Here is an 18,512-nt window from a genome sequence, read left to right on the forward strand (position 1 = left end):
GAGGTACCGAGCGTCATGCGCTCAGTCTGCCCGCTCCCGCTCGCCGCCGCGAGAACCGCAGCGCGCCGTCGTCGATCCGGCCGTGCCGGAGCTTGACGACGTCGTGCGCGTAGCTCATGCCCAGCTGCCACGGCGCCCGCGAACCCGCCTTCGGGAACTCGTCGATCGACCGCTGCACGTACCCGGCGTCGAAGTCCAGCAGCGGCCGCTCGGTGACCGCCGGGTCGTCGTTGACCGGCACGCACTGGTCGTAGCCGTGCCGGTCGAGGTGACGCAGCAGCCGGACGACGTACTCGCCGACCAGGTCGGCCTTGAGCGTCCACGACGCGTTCGTGTAGCCGATCGTGAAGGCGAAGTTCGGTACGCCGCTGAGCATCATGCCCTTGTAGGCCAGGGTTTCCGGCAGCTTCACCGGGGTGCCGTCCACCGCCAGCTCGATGCCGCCGAAGGCGAGCAGCCGCAGCCCGGTCGCGGTGACGACGACGTCCGCCTCGAGCTCGTCACCCGATTCGAGCCGGATACCCCGTTCGGTGAACTCCGCGATCCGGTCGGTGACGATCGAGGCGTCGCCGCGGCGGATCGACCGGAACAGGTCGCCGTCCGGGACCAGGCACAGCCGCTGGTCCCAGGGCTGGTACCGCGGCTTGAAGTGGGTGTCGACGGCGAACCCGGCCGGCAGCTGCTTCGCGGTCGCCTTGCGGATCATCGCCTTCACCACGGCCGGGCGACGCCGGCTGAGCTGGTAGACCAGCGTGCTCACCGCGACGTTCTTCCAACGCGCGATCGGGTACGCCAGCTTCGGGCCGAGCAGCCCGCGCAACCGGTTGGCCAGCGCGTCCTCCGACGGCAGCGACAGGATGTAGGTGGGGGAGCGCTGCAGCATCGTCACGTGCGCGGCGCGGTCGGTCATCGCCGGGACGAGGGTGACCGCGGTGGCGCCGCTGCCGATGACGACGACCTTCTTGCCGGTGTAGTCGAGGTCCTCGGGCCAGTGCTGCGGGTGCACCACCGTCCCGCCGAACCGCTCGAGACCCGGGAACTCCGGCGTGTGCCCGGCCGCGTAGTCGTAGTAGCCGCTGCACAGGTACAGGAACTTCGCGGTGAACTCGACACGCTTCCCGTCGTGCTCGGCTTCGACCGTCCACCGTGCGTCCTCTGTGGACCACTCGGCGCGAGCCACCCGGTGCCCGAACCGGATGTGCCGATCGATCCCCGCGTCGGCCGCGGTGTCGCGGACGTACCGCAGGATCGACGGGCCGTCCGCGATGGCCTTCGCGTCGGTCCACGGCCGGAACCGGTAGCCGAGGGTCTGCATGTCCGAGTCGGACCGGACGCCGGGGTAGCGGAACAGGTCCCACGTGCCGCCGATCGCGTCGCGGGCCTCGAGGATCGCGTAGCTCTTGCGCGGGAACGCCGAGCGCAGGTGGTGGGCCGCGCCGACGCCGGACAGCCCGGCGCCGACGATCAGCACGTCGAGGTGTTCGGTCATGACACGGTCTCCGTCCGCCGGGCGCGCCGCATGACGCGCGTCAGCACGGCGTTGTAGTGGGTCGGGGTGATGCGGGCGAGCGCGTCGAACAGGTAGGCGTCCGGGCCGACCAGGATCCGGGCCTTCCCGCGGTCGACGCCGGCGTGGATGATCGCCGCCGCTTTCTCCGGCGACGTCATCGTCATCGCCTCGAACTGGGCGGCCATCTGCTCGTGGGTGCGACCGCGCCCTTCGGGGTCGCGCCGCACCCGGGCGTTGCGCGCGATGTTCGTCGTGATGCCGCCCGGGTGCACGGTGATCGCGCGGACGTCGGTGCCGCGCAGTTCTTGCCGCAGCGAGTCGGTGAAGCCGCGGACGGCGAACTTCGCCGCGCAGTAGGCGCTCTGGTACGGCATCCCGAGCAGGCCGAACACGCTGGAGGTGTTCACGATCGCGCCGTCGCCCTGCTCGACGAGGATGGGCAGGAACGCCCGCGTCCCGTGCACGACACCGCGGAAGTTGATGTCGTGCAGCCAGTCGTCGTCCTCGGGCACCGCGTCGAGCACGGTCGAGGTCACCGCGACACCGGCGTTGTTGAACACCGCGGCCAGCGGGGCCGGGAGCCATTCGCGGACCTCGGCGGCGAACCGCAGCTGGTCTTCCGCGTCGCGGACGTCGAGGACGCGGGTCAGCACCCGGCCGGACAGCGCGGCCGCGGTGGCTTTGAGGCCGTCTTCGTCGACGTCGGCGAGGGCGACCGGCGAGCCGAGCCGGGACAGCCGGGTGGCCAGCGCCCGGCCGATGCCGGACGCCGCGCCGGTGATGACCACCGGGCGGCCGGTGAGGCTACGGGGCCGGGACATCGCTGCTCCTCGCGTGCTGGTCGATGAGGTCGAGCACCGTGGCCCACGCGCCTTCGGGCAGGTCGTGGCCCATCCCGCGGACGGTTTCGAGGCGGGCGCCCCGGATGGCGCGCGCGGTGGCCGCACCCCCGGTGGGGTGCACCATCCGGTCGCGGTCGCCGTGGATCACCAGCGTCGGCGCGGTGATCTTCCGCAGCAGCGGCGTCCGGTTGCCGGACTTCATGATCGCGGCGAGCTGACGGCCCACGCCGCCGGCCGTCGGGTCGCGGTCCCAGCCAGTCCCGGCCAGCTCGCGCACGAAGGCCTCGTCGAACGGGAAGCCGTGCGAGCCGATGTGGCGGAACATCCGGACGGCGCTTTCGACCGCCTCCTCGCGGGACTTCGGCGGCTTCGCGCCCATCATCCGCAACGTCGAAAGCGCGGGCCGGCCGAGCACGCGCGACCCGGTCGTCGACATGATCGACGTCAGGGTGCGGATCCGCTCCGGGTACAACGCGGCCGTGGTCTGGGAGATCATGCCGCCCATGGAGACGCCCGCGATGTGCGCGGTCTCGAGGTCGAGGGCGTCGAACAGGCCGATCGTGTCGGCGGCCATGTCCGTGAGGTCGTACTGCTGCGCGGGGAACCGGCCCGCGAGCATGCCGAGCAGGCTCGGCGGCCGGAAGCGCGGGTGCGTGGAGCGGCCGGCGTCGCGGTTGTCGAACCGGATGACCTCGTACCCGCGTTCGGCGAGGTTCGCGCAGAAGGCGTCCGGCCAGCTGTGCAGCTGCTGGCCCAGGCCGGCGACGAGGACCAGCGGCTCGGCGCCGGTGTCCCCGATCCGCTCGTAGGCCAGGGAAATGCCCCGGCCGGCGTCGGCGATCTGGTCGGTCACGAATCTCCTCCGGTGGTCCGGCGGCGCACGATCGCGCGGCCGCCCTTGGCCGGGGCGTAGGCCACGCCCCGCGAGTGCCAGCGTTCGCCGGGCTCGCTCGTCGGAACCAGCGTGAAGTCCCGCAGCAGGGTTCGCAGCACGACCGTCATTTCCATGGTCGCGAAGGCGGCGCCGAGGCAGCGGCGGGTGCCGCCGCCGAACGGAATCCACTGGGAGAGATCCGGGCGCGCGCCGGCGAAGCGGTGCGGGTCGAAGGCGGCGGCGTGGGGGAAGACGGCGTCGTCGTCGTGGATCAGCGCGATGCTGACGAGCACCGCGTACCCCTTCGGCAGCGTCCACCGGCCGAGCCGGAAGCCGTCCTGCTTGACCTGCCGGGCGGTGAGGTCGATGACCGGCCGGGTGCGCTGGACTTCGAGGATCGTGGCGTCGAGCAGTTTTCCGTCGTCGTCTCGCAGTTCCGCCAGCAGCGCGGGGTGGCGGCGGAGACGCTCGAGGGCCCAGGCGAGGGTGGTCGCCGTGGTCTCGTGCCCGGCGGTGAGCAGGGTGAGGAGCTGGTCGGAGATCTCTTCGCGGCTCAGTCCGGATCCGTCGTCGTAGCGGGTCTGCAGCAGCATCGAGAGGACGTCGTCGCCGTCCGGCCGGGCTTTGGCGATCAGCCGGTCGACGATGGCGTCGTACTCGCGGCGCATCCGCTCGAAGCGGCGCCACGGGTTGAAGCGGCCCTTCTTGGAGATGGGCAGCACGGCCAGCCGGGAGCCGAGGGTGACGAACGGCGGGAGCAGCTCGCGCAGCTCGGCGAACTCGGCCCCCTCGGCGCCGAACACCGCGCGGAGGATGGCGTTGAGCGTGATCCGCATCATCGACGGCAGCGTGGCGAACGCCTGGTCTTCGGGCCAGCTCGCCAGTTCGCGCGCGGTTTCTTCCTCGACGATCTTCTCGTACGCGGCGAGGCGGCGGCCGTGGAACGGCGGGACCAGGAGCTTGCGCTGCCGTTTGTGCTCGTCGCCGGACAGCGCGAACATCGACCGGGAGCCGAGCACCCGCCCGAGGTTGACCTCGAGGTTGTCGACGAGCTCGGGCCCGGAGGTGAACAGCTGCTTGATTTCGGCGGCGCCGCTGATCACCACGGCCTTGCCGAAGATCGGCACGTTCACCGTGAAGGCGTCCCCATAGCGTTCTTTGAGCCGCCGCATGCCGCGCAGGGGCTGCGTCAGTGCATAAGCGCCCTGGACGGCGCGGGGCGCGGTGGGCCCCGGCGGCAGCACTGCGGGGCGTGTCATGGTCGTCATCGACCCTCCCGGAAGGTGGTACGCGAGCGTACCGTGGGTACGGTACGCCGGTGTACCATCCGGTTTCAAGAGGAGGGGTATAGCGTGACTTCGTGGACGTCGACACCCGCCGATTCCGCCAGCGCCTTCTGGACGGGCTGGCCGAATCGATCACCGAGGCCGGCTTCCGCGACACGACGGTGGCCGACGTCGTCCGCCGCGCCCGCACGTCCCGGCGGACCTTCTACGAGCACTTCTCCAGCCGCGAAGAGTGCTTGATCGCGCTCCTGGCGGAGGCGAACCGGTCGATGATCCGGCAGATTTCCGAGGCGGTGGACCCGCGCGCGCCGTGGGCCGTCCAGGTGCGTCAAGCGATCGAGGCATGGATCGGCTGCGCGGAGTCGGAGCCGGCGATCACGCTGAGCTGGATCCGGGACGTCCCCGCGCTGGGCGCGCCGGCCCGCGAACTGCAGCGTGACGCGATGGAGGGGTTCATCGCGATGACGCAGCGCTTGACGGACACCCCGGAGATGCGCGCGGCGGGCATCAGCCCGCCGTCCCGGCAGCTGTCGATCATGCTGCTGGGCGGATTGCGCGAGCTGATCGCGACGACCGTGGAGGACGGCGGCCGGGCCGGTGATGTCACCGAGCTCGCGGTGCGGGCGTCGATCGCCCTGCTCGGCCCCGCTTGACCGATCCGGGCTGTGGCGGTGCCAGGCACTGAGGAGCTGCTCACTCGGGTGGCAATGACGGGCAAGCTCGGCCTTGAGAACGCGGCCGGCCGCCGCGGCTCCGGTCGTGGGCGATCGGAGCCGCGGCGGCTGCTACGCGTCCAGGTCCTGGGCGATCAGCTCGGCCAGTGCGTCGACGGACTCCCGGGCCGCGTCGCCCTCGGCGGTCAGTTCCACCTCGTCGCCGAAAGCCGCGCCCAAGGTCATCAACCCCAGGACGCTGGCCGCATCGACCGGGTCGCCCGCCACCCCGGCCGTGATCTTGGCGATCGTCACCTTCGCGGGCTGCCCGGCCGCGGACTTGGCGACCAGGCCCGCCGGGCGGGCGTGGAGCCCGACGCTGCTGGCGACGAGCGTACGGCGTTGGTACACAGTGGACTCCTTCACGCGTTGACCGGCTGGCTGGAAACGGCGGCGGAACGCTCGGCCGCCCGGAAGCGCACCTGCTTGAGCGCGATCACCGACCCGGCGGCGACCAGCGTCCCGGCGATCAGCGCCACCAGGAACAGCAGCGGGTTGCCGATCAGCGGGAGCACGAAGATCCCGCCGTGCGGGGCGCGCAGCGTAGTGCCGAACGCCATCGACAGCGAGCCGGTGACCGCCGAGCCGAGCATGATCGACGGGATCACCCGGAACGGGTCCGCCGCGGCGAACGGGATCGCGCCCTCGGTGATGAACGACGTGCCGAGCAGCCAGGCCGCGCGGCCGTTCTCGCGTTCGGCCTCGGTGAACAGCTTCTTGCGGACCGTCGACGCCAGCGCCAGGGCCAGCGGCGGCACCATCCCGGCCGCCATCACCGCGGCCATGATCTGCAGCGACGCCGTCGCACCGGTGGTCAGGCCGCCGACGGCGAAGGCGTACGCCGCCTTGTTGACCGGGCCGCCCATGTCGAAGGCCATCATCAGGCCGAGCAGCGCGCCCAGCAGCAGCGCGCTGACGCCGCTGAGGCTGTTGAGCCAGTTCGTGAGGCCCGTCGTGGCCGCCGCGATCGGCTTGCCGACCACGACGTACATCAGCACACCGACCACAATGGACCCGAGCAGCGGGTACACCACCACCGGCATGATGCCCCGCATCGCCTTCGGCACCTGGATCTTCTTCAGCGCCAGCACGACGCCACCGGCCAGCAGACCGGCGACGAGGCCGCCGAGGAAGCCGGCCCCGACGGTGACGGCGATCGCGCCACCCACGAAACCGGGGGCGATCGCCGGGCGGTCGGCCATCGCGAAGGCGATGAACCCGGCCAGCACCGGCACCAGGAAGGCGAACGCCGCGCTGCCGATCTGGAACATCAGCGCGGCCCAGCCGGCGACCGAACTCGCGTCGAAGTGCTCAGTGACCTTCGGCGCGTCGACGATCTTGTAGCCGCCGAGCGCGAAACTCAGCGCGATGAGCAGGCCGCCCGCGGCGACGAACGGGATCAGGTAACTGACGCCGGTCATGAGCCACTGGCGGATCTTGGTCCCGGCGTTGTCGTTCGCGCCGACCTTCGAGGTGAGTTCCGGGGTGGCGGGCGCGGCGTCGACGGGCTCGCGGGCGGCGGCCTTGGCGCGCTCGAACAGCCCGGCCGCGTCGTTGATCGCGGCCTTGACCGGCGCCTCGACGATGGGCTTCCCGGCGAAGCGGTCCCGGCCCCGCACCGCGAGGTCAGCGGCGAAGATGACGGCGTCCGCGCTCGCGATGTCCTCGGCGGACAGCGGTTCGGACCCGGCCGAACCCTGGGTCTCGACGACGATCTCGTCGCCGTTGGCCTTGGCGGTCTGCTCCAGCGACTCGGCCGCCATGTAGGTGTGGGCGATCCCGGTGGGGCAGGCGGTGATGGCGACGAACTTCATGATCAGGCCACCTCCTGGCGGATGTACTCGGCGAGGGCGGCGGCGTCGGTGGCGTCCAGCAGGTTCCGCTTGAACTCCGCCCGGACCAGCCGCCGGGCGAGGGCGGCCAGGACCTTGAGGTGGTCGCTGCCCCCGCCTTCCGGCGCGGCGATGAGGAAGATCAGCTTCGCCGGGCCGTCCGGCGCGCCGAAGTCGATGCCCGCGTCGCTGCGGCCGAACGCCAGCGTCGGCGCGGTCACCGCGGCCGAGCGGCAGTGCGGGATGCCGATGCCGCCTTCGAGGCCGGTGGCCATCTGCTCCTCGCGGGCGGCGACGTCCTTGAGGAACAGGTCGAGGTCGGTCACCCGGCCGGCGTCGACGAGCCGCTGCGCGAGGCCGCGGATGGCGGCCTGCTTGTCGGCGGCGTCGAGGCCGAGGTCGACCAGGTCGGCGGTGATCAGGTCTGGGGTGGTCATGCGGCGGCTCCGCTGAGGGTGAAGGTGGGGTCGGCGTCGAGCACGCGCACCTGGTCGGGGTGCACGTCCTGCGGGGTGGGCATGCGGCTGCCCTCCTGCGTGACCGCGGCGGTGCCGTAGGCGACCGCGGCGCGCAGGGCTTGGGGGCCGGTTCCTCCCGCGTGGAGGAACCCGGCGAGTGCGGCGTCTCCGGCGCCGACGGTGCTGCGCACGGCCACGAGCGGCCCGAGCGCGTGGCAGGTTCCGGTCTCCTCGACGAGCACCGCGCCGCGCGCGCCCAGGCTGACCAGCACGCGGCCGACGCCGCCGGAGATCAGCTCCCGGCAGAACGCGACGACGTCGCCGAGCAGCGGGAGCGGGCGGCCGGCGAGCTCGATCAGCTCGTCGAGGTTGGGCTTGAGCAGGTCGGGGCCGGCCGCGCAGGCGGCGGCGAGCGGCGCGCCGGAGGAGTCGACGGCGACCTTCGCCCCGGCTTCGCGGGCGAGCTTCGTCAGCCGGGCGTAGAAGTCGTCGGGCACGCCGGCGGGGAGGCTGCCGCAGCACACCAGCCATTCGGCGCGCGCGGCCAGTTCGACGGCGCGGCGTTCGAGGGTGGCGAGTTCGGCGGGGGAGATCTCCGGTCCCGGCTCGTTGATCTTCGTCGTGGTCCCGTCGGCTTCGACGAGCGTGATGTTGCTGCGGGTCGATCCGGCGATCGGCACTGCGACGACCGGGACGCCTTCGGGCGCGAGCAGGTCGGCCAGCCGATCGCCGACCGGGCCGCCGGCGGGCAGCAGCGCGACGGTCGGGGTCCCGGCGGCGGCCAGCGCGCGGGCGACGTTCACGCCCTTGCCACCGGGGTCGAGCCGGACGGCTTCGGCTCGGTTCACCTCGCCGCGGCGCAGCTCGGCCAGCCGCGCGGTCCGGTCGAGGCTCGGGTTGGGGGTCACGGTGACGATCACGCCAGCACCACCTCCGGGCCCGCTTCTTCGAGTTCGGCGACCGCGCCCGCGTCGATGCCGCTGTCGGTGATCAGGACGTCGATCTCGGCCAGCCGCGCGAAGCGGCTGAGCTGGTCGGTGCCGTACTTGCTGTGGTCGGCCAGCAGCACCCGCTTGCGGGCGGCGGCGACCACGGCGGCCTTCACCGCGGACTCGGCCATGTCCGGCGTCGTGCAGCCGTGCTCGGCGGAAAAGCCGTTGGCGCCGAGGAAAGCGACGTCGACGAGCAGGTCTTCGAGTGCGCGCAGCGTCCAGGCCTCGACCGCGGCGAGCGTCGTCCCGCGGACGCGGCCGCCCAGGATGTGCAGCGTGATGCCCGGCCGGGTGGCGAGGATCGAGGCGACCGGGATCGAGTTGGTGATCACCGTCAGCTCGCGGTCGGCGGGCAGCAGCGTCGCGAGCCTGCTGGTCGTGGTGCCGGCGTCGAGCAGGATCGAGCCGCGGTCGGGCACCAGGTCCAGCGCGGCCCGGGCGATGGCGTCCTTTTCGGCGGCGTTGGTCTGGTCCCGCTGCGCGACCTCGGGTTCGAAGTCGAGCCGTTCGACGGCGACCGCACCGCCGTAGACGCGGCGGACCACGCCTTGGCGTTCGAGGACGCCGAGGTCGCGTCGGATGGTCTCGGGGGCGACACCGAGTTCGGCGGCGACGTCACCGACGTCGACACGGCCGTCACGTCGTGCGCGTTGCGCCAGGAGCTGGTGCCGTTCGGCGGCGTACATGCCCGTTCCTCTCCGATATTTGCCCGTTGCCGTTTGATTGTGCCCGTTGTTACCGTAGTGTCAATCCCCAGTTACGAGATCCTTTGCTTCCGGAGGTCCCGAAATGCAGCTGTCCGGAGTCGGCGTCAGCCCCGGACGGGTCGACGGCCCGCGTGTCCTCGTGGCCGCTGACCTGCCCGAACCCGCTTCCACACCCGCTCCGGCGGACCTCGAGGCCGAAGCGGGCAAGATCGGGCAGGCGGCTGCCTCAGTGGCGGCCGCGTTGTCCGATCGTGCCCGTTCCGTGTCCGGAGATGCCCGGTCGGTCCTGGAGACGACGGCCGCCATGGCCGCCGACCCGGCGTTGACCGCGTCCGCTGAGAAGCTCGTCCGCGCGCGTTCGCTCCCGGCGCCGCGGGCGGTGTGGGAAGCGGCGGGGGAGTTCATGACGGCACTGCGGGCGGCCGGCGGCTACATGGCCGAACGCGCCCGGGACGTCGCCGACGTCCGCGACCGGATCGTCGCGGCCTTGCTGGGCGTGGCCCCGCCGGGCGTGCCGGACCTGACGTCGCCGAGCGTGCTGGTGGCGCGTGACCTCGCCCCGGCCGACACCGCCGGGCTCAACCCGGAGCTGGTCCTGGCGCTGGTGACGGCGGAAGGCGGCCCGACGAGCCACACCGCGATCCTGGCGCGGGCGCTGGGCATTCCCGCCGTGGTCGCGTGCGCCGGGGTGCTCGACCTGGACAGCCCGGGGCTCGCGGTCGACGGTTCGGCGGGCACGGTGACCCCCTCCGACGGCACGGTGCGCGCGCCGGCCCGGACCTCCCGCCCGGTGTGGGACGGCGTCGGCCGCCTCGCCGACGGCCACCGCGTGAAGCTGCTGGGCAACGTCGGTTCCGCGGCGGACGCCCACGCCGCGGCGGCGGCCGGAGCGGAAGGCGTCGGCCTGTTCCGCACCGAATTCTGTTATCTCTCAGCGGCTTCTGAGCCGACGGAGGCCGAGCAGCGGGCAGCGTACGCGGCGGTGCTGGCCCCGTTCGCGGGCAAGCCGGTCGTCGTCCGGACGCTGGACGCGGGGTCGGACAAGCCCCTGGCGTTCCTGCCGATGGGCGAGGAACCCAACCCGGCCTTGGGTGTCCGCGGCCTCCGGGTGGCGTTCGACCGCCCGGAACTGCTGGACCGCCAGCTGGCGGCGATCGCGGCGGCGGCCGCGGACACGGGCGTGGAACTGTCGGTGATGGCCCCGATGGTGGCCACGGCGGCGGAAGCGGCCTGGTTCGCCGCGCACGCCCGCGCGGCGGGCATCGAGCGGGTGGGCGTGATGATCGAAATCCCGGCGGCGGCGTTGTGCGCCGAGGAGATCCTCGCGGAGGTGGACTTCGTTTCGCTGGGAACGAACGATTTGGCCCAGTACGTGTTCGCGGCGGACCGCCAGCTGGGCGCGGTGGCGGCGTTGAACGACCCCCACCAGCCGGCGTTGCTGAAGCTGGTGGGACTGGTCGCGCAAGCCGGTGCGGCGGCGGGAAAGCCGGTGGGCGTGTGCGGCGAGGCGGCGGCGGACCCCGCGCTGGCGCCGGTGCTGGTGGGCCTGGGTGTGACGTCGTTGTCGATGAACGCGGCGGCGTTGGCGGGCGTCGGCGCGGCACTGCGCGAGGTGGACCTGGACGACTGCCGCGCCAGGTCACGGTCGGATCGCCCAGCGCCAGTTCGGGCGGCCGGGCGGTCCGCGGGGTGACGACGAACGCCGCGTGACGCTGCTGTGCCGGTCCCACCACCCGGCCGGCCCGCTACGGCTGGAAGAGGTGATCGCCCGGGCGCGGGCCGAGCAGTGACGACGGTGGCTCCCGCCCGGAGCCACCGTCAGCTCAGCCGCGGTGGCTGCCCGACAGGTGCGGCCGCGGCTCGAGGTCGGTGTGGAAGCGGCCGGACTCGCACGGCCGGCCCAGCAGGATGCGGCGTGCCGCCTCCGCGCACCACGCGCCGCCGAGTGCCCCGCCGGGCGCCGGGTGCGGCCGGCTGTCCAGCCCACCGAACGCCGCCGTCCGCTCCTGCGGGGTCAGCTCCAGCAGATCGACCGACTTCACGTCGCCGAGGAGCCCGTGCAGCAGCGGCCGGTCGGGCTCGCGGTCGAAGCGCTCGACGTCGAGGAGGCCGCGGCCGGGGCACGCCGTCACGACCGGGATGCCGAGGTCGCGCGCGTACTCGCGGGCCGCGATCTTCACCCACGGCGTGTCGCACTCCTCGACGAGCAGGTCGAGACCACCCGCGAAGAACCGTTCGATGGTCTCCGGCGTCAGCCCGGCCCGCTCGACCTCGATGTCGAGGTAGGGATCGATCTCGGCCATCCGCCGCGCCGACAGCACCGCCTTGTCGACGCCGAGGTCGTGCAGCCCGCCGCGCAGCCGGCCCAGGTCGGACAGCCCGAAGCCGCCGGAGCCGGCCAGCTTGAACGCGCCGCCGATGCCTTCGAGCGCGAACGTCAGCGCCGCGCCGGGGCCGGCCGACGGGCCGATGACGCCGATCTTCTTGTCGAACAGCCGCCGTTCGCCGGGCCGTTCGATGCGGCCCCGGTCCCCGTCGGTGCGGACCAGCCGGAACTCTTCGCGCGGCAGCACGTGCACGAGCCGGCCCGACCACGGGTACCACGCCCACGTGCCGTACTCGCGCCGCTGCGCGCCGGCCGGCTTCTCGGGCCCCTCTTCGTCATGGCACGCCGGCTCGCGGCTGCGGACCAGCTCGGCGAGCTGGTCGTCGATCGTGTCGTGCACTTCGCGGACGGTCCCGGACGCGAGCAGCGCGTCGGCGTCGGCGGCCGCGCAGAGCACCGGCCGCCAGGTCTCGCGGTCCGGCGCACCGGTGCCGGACGGCGTCAGCGGCGTGGCGCCCGCCGCCGCGATGAAGGGGAATTCGTCGCGCAGCCGGGTGACGAGGTCGTGGTGCCGCCCGCCGCCGTCGGCGGTGCGGTGCAGCATGATCACGACGTCTTCGGTGTCCTGCGGGACGTACCGGCGGGTGCCGGGGACCGGACGGAAGCCGAACCGCTCGTGGAACCGGTCCTGGCCGTCCTTCGTCCCGGACGTGCCGATCACCGCCCGCGCGCCGAGGTGGTGGGCCGCGCCGATCGCCAGCGCGTTGAGGTGGAGCCCCAGCCCGAACCGGCGGGCCTGGTGCTCGACGACCAGCCGGCCGTGCTCGAACACGTCCGCGGCGCCGAAGCCTTCGGTCGCCAGGAGTTCTTCGTAGCGCTCGTCGCCGAGGAAGCCGCGGGTCCGGAACAGCGCGCCCGTGTCCGGTGTGGACAGCCGGATGTAGCCGAGCGGCGGGCCGCCGGGACTGCGTCGCGCGAGGAAGTGCCAGGCACCGAAGTCGAGGTCCTGGTCTTCGGCGTGACCGCCGTCTTCGCGCAGCCGCGCCGGACGGCGGCCGTGGTCGACCGGGATGCGGGCGCGCAGGGCGCGGACGGCGTCGAGCCTCGCGCGGCCTTCGCCGGACCGCGCTCCGAGGAACGCGGTGACGTGCCAGTCGGGTGTTTCCGGCACGGGTGCGCCGGGGTGCTCCAGCAGGGTCAAGTGCCGCCTTTTCTCCGGAAGGGCCGATGCCCGGTCCCGGAGGGGGACCGGGCATGGAAAGTCAGTCCGCTTCCGGGAAGTGGATGTCGGTGACGTGCACGTCGACGACCTCGACGTCCAGGCCCAGGTACTGCTCGACGGCGCCGATCACCGCGACGCGGATCTGCTCGCCCACCGCCTTGACCGCGTGACCGAACTCGACCACCACAGGGATGGTGACCCAGGCGACCTCGTCCGCGAGCTCGACCTTGATGCCGTCTTCGGCGACGCTGTGCACGCCCTCGGTCTGCGCGGCGATGCGCACGACGATCTTGCCGACCACGCCGTCGGCCACCGTGGTGCTGCCGCGGCTGCCCGCGGCGGGCCGGGCCGCGGCGGGCTCGGCGTCGGCGACCGGCGCGGCCTCCGCGGCCGGTTCGGCTTCGGGGACGACCGGCTCGGCGTCCGCGATCGGCTCTGCCTCAACAGCTTCGGCGACGACCGGCTCAGCCTCCACGGCTTCGGCAACCGGCTCGTCCTCCGCCACTTCGGCGACCGGCTCGGTCTCGGCAGCGTCCTCGCCGGTGTCCTCCGCGTCGGTCCCGGTGACGTCCTCGCCGGCTTCGGCCGTGTCGCCGACGGGCTCTTCGGTGGGCTCTTCGGCGGATTCGTCCTCGACCTGGTCGCTGTCGGCCGTTTCGGCTTCGGCGGTTTCCGTGGCGGCTTCCGCCTCGGGTGCGGAATCCGCTTCCTCGATGACGGCCGCCTCGGCGGCTGAGGGAGCGACCGCGGGGGCGGGCTCGACGGTGCCGTAGGCGTACTCGCCCGAGCCGGTGCTTTCGTTCTTGGGGCGGCCGAAGATGCTGTTGATGACGTCGGACATGGGTTCCCTTTCCGGGAGCGACGACTACCTGTGGGGACAGCAGACGGCGACATGTTAGGGGACGGCCCGTGACGTGCGTCACGGGCCCCCTGTCATCGAGACTCGCTTGTGTCCCAACAGATATCCGGCGCTCGCCGGGCTGATCACCGTCCGTCAGGCCGGGTTCGGCGATCAGTGACTACCCGGCGGAAATCACGTCCGGGAATTGTCGTCTTTTTGGCGCTTGACCATTTCTAGTCCTCGTTCCGGAAAAGGCCGGGAGGAACGCTCGAGCCGAGTGCCCGGTACCCCGCCGGGTTCAGGTGCAGGTGGTCGCCGACGTCGTAGGCGGGCAGCAGCCGCGCCGGGGCCGCCGGGTCACGGGCCACCTTGTCGAAGTCCAGCAGCGCGTCGAAGTGGCCCGGCTGGCGGATCCACGCGTTCACCCGCTGCCGGGCTTCTTCCCGGGCCGGGTCGTCGTAGGCGGTGTTGCCGCCGAACGGGGTGATCGTCGCGCCGTACACCCGGATGTCCTGCGCGTGGGCGCGGACCAGGATCTGGTCGTACGCGTCGATCAGCTGCTCCGCCACGTCCGGCGCGGCCGCCGGGGTGGCCGTGCCGATGTCGTTGACGCCCTCGAACACGATCGCCCACGAAACCCCGCTCGTGGACAGCAGATCGCGGTCCAGGCGGGCCAGCACGTTCGGGCCGAGGCCGTCCTGCAGGACGCGGTTGCCGCCCGCCGCCTCGTTCACCACCGCCACGCCGTGCAGGCGCGAAGCCAGCACGTTCGGCCAGCGGTCGTTCCCGTTGGTCGTCGAGCCGCGGCCGTCGGAGATGGAGTCGCCGATCACCGCCACCGCGGACGCCGGGGACAGCACCTCGATGCCGCCGAGGAAGTACCAGTGGTCGACCGGGGTCGCACCCGGCAGTTCGAGGTCGGAGACGTGGTTGCCGGACAGCAGGTACGACGTCGTGCGCGAGCCCGGGTGCGAGGTGATCGACGTCGAGGCCTGGCCGTGCGCCAGGTACGCGGTCACCGCGATGTTCTCCAGCGAGCGCACCGGGAAGGGCAGCGGGTCGGACACGACCTGGGCGCCCTGCGGGACCGTCGTCGACGGCTTGCCGTGGAAGGTCACCGGAAGAACGCTGCCCGGGACCACGGCGGAGACGCCGGCGGCTCCGGCGGCCGGGCGCGCCACCGACACCGCGGTCAGCGGCAGCGGTGCCCCGCCGAAGGCGTTGGAGAACCGGAGCCGGATCCGCGGGCCGCCGACGGTCACCTGCGCCGTCTCGCGCAGGGACGCGTCGTCGAGCACCCGGTCGGTGCCGGTGAAGGGCGCCGGCGGCAGGTTGCCCGGCTCGGTCAGCTGGGGCATCGACGTCCACGTCGCCACCCAGTGCGAGGGCGCGGGACGGCCGGACGCGCCGACGAAGAGCACGGTCAGCACGGCCAGGAAGAAGATCACCAGAGGACGTCTCATAACGAGAACTCCGGGGTCAGGACCCGGTCGGCGCCGACGACGCGGCGGGACCCGGTCAGCGTGCAGTGCAGGGTGGCGACGATCTGTTCACTCGAAGTGCCCACCCGCAGCTCGACGTCGCCGGGGTCGACCTGGCGGTGCCGCGCGCGGCCGGTGTAGGAGGTCAGGTCCGCGTGCAGGCCGATCTCCAGGACGCAGGTTTCGCCCGGTGGCAGGGAAACTCGGCGGGCCGCGATGAGCTGGCGCTCCGGCCGGGCCACCTCGGCCACCGGGTCGTGCAGGTAAACCTGCACCACTTCGGAAGTCTCGCGATCGTGGTCGTTGCGCAGGGTCACCCGCACCCGGCAGACGCCGTCGGTCGGCCAGAGCGAGCCCGTCGCGCTGACGTCCAGCCAGGTCGCCGGCGCGTAGGACAGCCCGTGCCCGAACGGGAACAGCGGCGAAGGATCCACTGTGGACACCTCGCTGCGCCGGCCGAGCGGCGCGGCCAGGTACGTCGACGGCTGGCTCGCCCCGGCCGCCGGGAAGCTCACCGGCAGCCGGCCGGCCGGGTTGATCCGTCCGCTGAGGACGCCGGCCAGTGCCGCGGCCCCCTCTTCGCCGGGGTAGAACCCGGCGACGACCGCGGCCAGCCGCGGGAGCTGGCGGGACAGCTCGTACGGCCGTCCCGAGAGCAGGACGAGCACCACGGGCTTGCCCGTGTCCAGCAGCGCGTCGAGGAGTTCCTCCTGACGGCCCGGAAGCCGCAGGTCGGCCGCGTCGCAGCCTTCACCGGACGTGCCGCCGCCGAACAGCCCGGCCCGGTCGCCCAGCACGGCCACGCACACCGACGCCTCTTCGCAGGCCGCCACGGCCTGCGCGATCCCGTCGTCGTCCCCGCCCGTGACCGGGCAGCCCAGGGCGTAGGCCGTGTCGTAGGTCGAGCCCAGCGCCTCGAGCAGGGTCGGCACCGAGACACCGAACGGGACGTCGGGGTGGTGGACGCCGACGTGCAGCGGGAAGGAGTAGCAGCCGAGCATCGCGCCGGGTGTGTCCGCGCGCGGTCCCACCACGGCGACGCGGGTGCCGGGGGAGAGCGGGAGCGCGCCGTCGTTGTGCAGCAGCACGATCGAGCGTTCGGCCACCTCGCGCGCCAGCGCCCGCGACTCGGCGTCGTCGAGGTCGATCTCCTCGGGGACCTCGGGCGCCCAGTCCGCGTCGAGCAGCCCCAGCTCGCACTTCTGGCGCAGCACGCGTTCGAGGGCGCGGTCGACGGCGGCGACCTCGACCGCGCCCTCTTCCACCGCGGCGAGCAACGGCTCGCCGTAGCAGTCCATGGTCGGCAGCTCGACGTCGATGCCCGCGGTGAGCGCCTGGCGGGCCGCGTCGGCGCGGTCGGCCGCGACGCCGTGCAGCCGGTGCAGGAACGCCACGGAGAAGTAGTCGGACACGACCGTGCCGGTGAACCCGTAGGTGTCCCGCAGCAGCTCCGTCAGCAGGTCCGGGTCGGCGGCGCCCGGGACGCCGTCGACGTCGGTGTAGGTGTTCATCACCGACCGGGCGCCGGCGCGCAGCGCTTGTTCGAACGGCGGGAGCAGGACGTCGGCGATTTCCCGTGGGCCCGCCGAAACCGGCGCCAGGTTGCGCCCGGCGCGGGAGGCGGAGTAGCCGACGAAGTGCTTGAGGGTGGCGACCACGCCCGCCGACTCGAGGCCGGCGACGTACGCGCTGCCGATCGTCCCGACGAGGTAGGGGTCCTCGCCGATGGTCTCCTCGACCCGCCCCCAGCGCAGGTCGCGGGCCACGTCGAGGACCGGCGCGAGACCCTGGTGCACGCCCAGGTCCCGCATGGTCCGCCCGATCCGCGCCGCCATCCGGTGCACCAGGTCCGGGTCGAAGGTCGCGCCCCACGACAGCGGCGCCGGGTAGATCGTCGCCTGCCACGCGGCCAGCCCGGTCAGGCACTCCTCGTGCACCACCGCGGGAATCCCGAACCGGCCGCTGGCGACGATCTGCCGCTGGGTGCGCGCGAGGCTGTGCGCCCCGATCACCGGGTCGACCGGCCGGGTGCCGAACGCGCGGGTCAGCTGCCCGATGCCGTGGCGGACCAGTTCGTCGAAGTCGACCGCCGCGTCGACGAATTCGTGCTGGTGCGGCGCCATTTCGCCGCCGGAGTCGATGCCGACCCAGACCCCGTAGAGCTGGGCGAGCTTCTCGCGCAGGGTCATCCGGGCCATCAGGGCCCGGACGCGTTCGCCCGGGTCGGCCGCGGGGTCGCGCCACGGCTCTCCGGCCGTGGTGGGCTGCGTGGTCAAGGCTTTTCCGCCCTTCGTCTGGGGAGGAGTGAGGAGGTGGAACCGGTTCAGGGGAGGGCGCGGGTCGAGCGCCGCACGACCAGGCCGGTGTCGAGCGTGACGTGGGTGCGTTCGACGTCGTCGCCGTTGATCAGCGCGATGAGCATCCGGATGGCCCGGTGGCCCATCTCGCGGATCGGCTGGTCCACTGTGGTCAGTGGCGGGCTGCAGAGCGCCGACTCGGGCACGTTGTCGAAGCCCACCACGGAAAGGTCGTCGGGCACGGCGAGCCCGAGCTCGCGGGCCGCGCCCACGGTGGCGATGGCCGAGATGTCGTTCGCGGCGAACACCGCGGTCGGCCGGTCCGGCCCGGTCAGCAGCGCGTGCGCCGAGGCCGCGGAGACCTCCGGGTCGTAGGCGCCGATCCGGATCAGGTCTTCGTCCGGCGTGATGCCCGCGGCGGTCAACGCCCGCAGGTACCCCGTCTTCCGCAGCTCGGCCGACTGCAGGTCCGGCCGGCCGGCGAGGAACGCGATCCGCCGGTGCCCCAGGTCGAGGAGGTGCTCGGTGGCCAGCTGCGCGCCGCGCAGGTTGTCGGAGTCGATCGTCGGCAGGTGCGACGGCCCGGTGTGCGGGTCGACGGCGACGACCGGCGTGCCCGGCACGACTTCCAGGGAAACGGTGGGGGTGACCAGCACGGCGCCGTCGACGAGGGTGCCGCTCAGCCGGGAGAGGTAGCGCTTCTCCCAGCCCAGCGGATCTCCGGTGCGCCCGCCGGCGGAGTAGACGACGAGTTCGAAGCCACTGCCGCGGATGGCGTCCGCCGCGCCCTTGAGCAGCTCGGTCGAGAACGGTTCGAGGTCGGCGACCAGGATGCCGATGACGTTCGTCCGGTGGTTTCTCAGGCTCTGCGCCACCAGGCTCGCTTCGTAGCCGAGCTCGTCGATCACGGCGCGGACTCGCGCGAGCGTCGCGGCGGAGACGCCGTAGCGCTCGTTGATCACCTTCGAAACCGTGGCCACCGAGACGCCGGCCCGGGCGGCGACGTCACGGATGGTCACCCTGGAACTGGGCTGCATCGGCTCAGACTAGCCATAGAAAACGTTATCGACAACGATTGACATCGCATTTGTCCCGGGAGCAGACTCTTCGCCAACCCGGGCGCAGTGCCGC

Annotated in this window: 16 protein-coding genes; 2 read left to right on the plus strand and 14 right to left on the minus strand. The window is 72.7% G+C overall.

Features of this window, described 5'->3' with window-relative positions:
* Nucleotides 1-13 precede the first annotated feature (13 nt).
* From AB0M30_RS32210 to AB0M30_RS32225, 4 genes are read right to left on the minus strand one after another with little or no spacing between them, the layout of a single operon-like run.
* Nucleotides 14-1,489: an NAD(P)/FAD-dependent oxidoreductase gene (locus AB0M30_RS32210; RefSeq protein WP_364591483.1), complete on the minus strand. Its 1,476-nt coding sequence runs from the start codon at nt 1,487-1,489 to the stop codon at nt 14-16.
* Complete coding sequence (locus AB0M30_RS32215; protein WP_364591486.1) at nt 1,486-2,331, minus strand: SDR family NAD(P)-dependent oxidoreductase; 846 nt, start codon at nt 2,329-2,331, stop codon at nt 1,486-1,488. Before AB0M30_RS32215 ends, AB0M30_RS32210 begins: the two co-directional genes overlap by 4 nt.
* Nucleotides 2,315-3,205 carry an alpha/beta hydrolase gene (locus AB0M30_RS32220; RefSeq protein ID WP_364591489.1) on the minus strand — a complete coding sequence of 297 codons (891 nt, stop codon included), beginning with the start codon at nt 3,203-3,205 and terminating at the stop codon, nt 2,315-2,317. The genes AB0M30_RS32215 and AB0M30_RS32220 overlap by 17 nt, the downstream gene beginning before the upstream one ends.
* The gene (locus AB0M30_RS32225; protein ID WP_364591492.1) at nt 3,202-4,494 is read right to left on the minus strand and encodes a cytochrome P450; all 1,293 of its coding nucleotides are present in this window, start codon (nt 4,492-4,494) and stop codon (nt 3,202-3,204) included. Before AB0M30_RS32225 ends, AB0M30_RS32220 begins: the two co-directional genes overlap by 4 nt.
* Nucleotides 4,495-4,586: 92 nt before the next feature.
* Here AB0M30_RS32225 and AB0M30_RS32230 point away from each other — a divergent pair, with 92 nt between their 5' ends.
* A complete protein-coding gene (locus AB0M30_RS32230; protein ID WP_364591495.1) occupies nt 4,587-5,165 on the plus strand; it encodes a helix-turn-helix domain-containing protein in 579 nt (192 codons plus the stop codon).
* Between the two features lie 132 nt (nt 5,166-5,297).
* Here AB0M30_RS32230 and AB0M30_RS32235 read toward each other — a convergent pair whose 3' ends face one another.
* From AB0M30_RS32235 to AB0M30_RS32255, 5 genes are read right to left on the minus strand one after another with little or no spacing between them, the layout of a single operon-like run.
* Nucleotides 5,298-5,576, minus strand: a complete 279-nt coding sequence (locus AB0M30_RS32235; protein WP_364591498.1) for an HPr family phosphocarrier protein — start codon at nt 5,574-5,576, stop codon at nt 5,298-5,300.
* An 11-nt stretch (nt 5,577-5,587) separates the two neighbouring features.
* The gene (locus AB0M30_RS32240; protein ID WP_364591501.1) at nt 5,588-7,039 is read right to left on the minus strand and encodes a fructose-specific PTS transporter subunit EIIC; all 1,452 of its coding nucleotides are present in this window, start codon (nt 7,037-7,039) and stop codon (nt 5,588-5,590) included.
* A gap of 2 nt (nt 7,040-7,041) precedes the next feature.
* Nucleotides 7,042-7,494, minus strand: coding sequence for a fructose PTS transporter subunit IIA (locus AB0M30_RS32245; protein WP_364591503.1), 453 nt, complete (start codon nt 7,492-7,494; stop codon nt 7,042-7,044).
* The gene (gene pfkB / locus AB0M30_RS32250) at nt 7,491-8,435 is read right to left on the minus strand and encodes a 1-phosphofructokinase (protein WP_364591506.1); all 945 of its coding nucleotides are present in this window, start codon (nt 8,433-8,435) and stop codon (nt 7,491-7,493) included. The genes AB0M30_RS32245 and pfkB overlap by 4 nt, the downstream gene beginning before the upstream one ends.
* Nucleotides 8,432-9,193 carry a DeoR/GlpR family DNA-binding transcription regulator gene (locus tag AB0M30_RS32255; protein WP_364591509.1) on the minus strand — a complete coding sequence of 254 codons (762 nt, stop codon included), beginning with the start codon at nt 9,191-9,193 and terminating at the stop codon, nt 8,432-8,434. Before AB0M30_RS32255 ends, pfkB begins: the two co-directional genes overlap by 4 nt.
* Before the next feature lie 103 nt (nt 9,194-9,296).
* Here AB0M30_RS32255 and ptsP point away from each other — a divergent pair, with 103 nt between their 5' ends.
* Entirely contained in the window at nt 9,297-10,907 is a 1,611-nt protein-coding gene (ptsP, locus tag AB0M30_RS32260) for a phosphoenolpyruvate--protein phosphotransferase (RefSeq protein ID WP_364591512.1), read from the plus strand.
* A gap of 130 nt (nt 10,908-11,037) precedes the next feature.
* On the opposite strand, the gene AB0M30_RS32265 is transcribed toward ptsP, so the two are convergent.
* The 5 genes from AB0M30_RS32265 to AB0M30_RS32285 all read right to left on the minus strand — a co-directional run bounded on the left by AB0M30_RS32265 (nt 11,038) and on the right by AB0M30_RS32285 (nt 18,418).
* Entirely contained in the window at nt 11,038-12,741 is a 1,704-nt protein-coding gene (locus AB0M30_RS32265) for a ubiquitin activation protein (RefSeq protein ID WP_364591515.1), read from the minus strand.
* A gap of 61 nt (nt 12,742-12,802) precedes the next feature.
* Nucleotides 12,803-13,603, minus strand: a complete 801-nt coding sequence (locus AB0M30_RS32270; protein WP_364591518.1) for an Asp23/Gls24 family envelope stress response protein — start codon at nt 13,601-13,603, stop codon at nt 12,803-12,805.
* 233 nt (nt 13,604-13,836) lie between these two features.
* On the minus strand, nt 13,837-15,066 hold the full coding sequence (locus tag AB0M30_RS32275; RefSeq protein ID WP_364591521.1) for an SGNH/GDSL hydrolase family protein: 1,230 nt from the start codon (nt 15,064-15,066) through the stop codon (nt 13,837-13,839).
* The gene (locus AB0M30_RS32280) at nt 15,063-17,360 is read right to left on the minus strand and encodes a glycoside hydrolase family 3 N-terminal domain-containing protein (protein WP_364591524.1); all 2,298 of its coding nucleotides are present in this window, start codon (nt 17,358-17,360) and stop codon (nt 15,063-15,065) included. The genes AB0M30_RS32275 and AB0M30_RS32280 overlap by 4 nt, the downstream gene beginning before the upstream one ends.
* 47 nt (nt 17,361-17,407) lie before the next feature.
* Nucleotides 17,408-18,418: a LacI family DNA-binding transcriptional regulator gene (locus AB0M30_RS32285; RefSeq protein ID WP_364591527.1), complete on the minus strand. Its 1,011-nt coding sequence runs from the start codon at nt 18,416-18,418 to the stop codon at nt 17,408-17,410.
* Between the last annotated feature and the right edge of the window lie 94 nt (nt 18,419-18,512).

This window comes from Amycolatopsis sp. NPDC051716, assembly GCF_040681595.1.
Lineage (GTDB): Bacteria > Actinomycetota > Actinomycetes > Mycobacteriales > Pseudonocardiaceae > Amycolatopsis.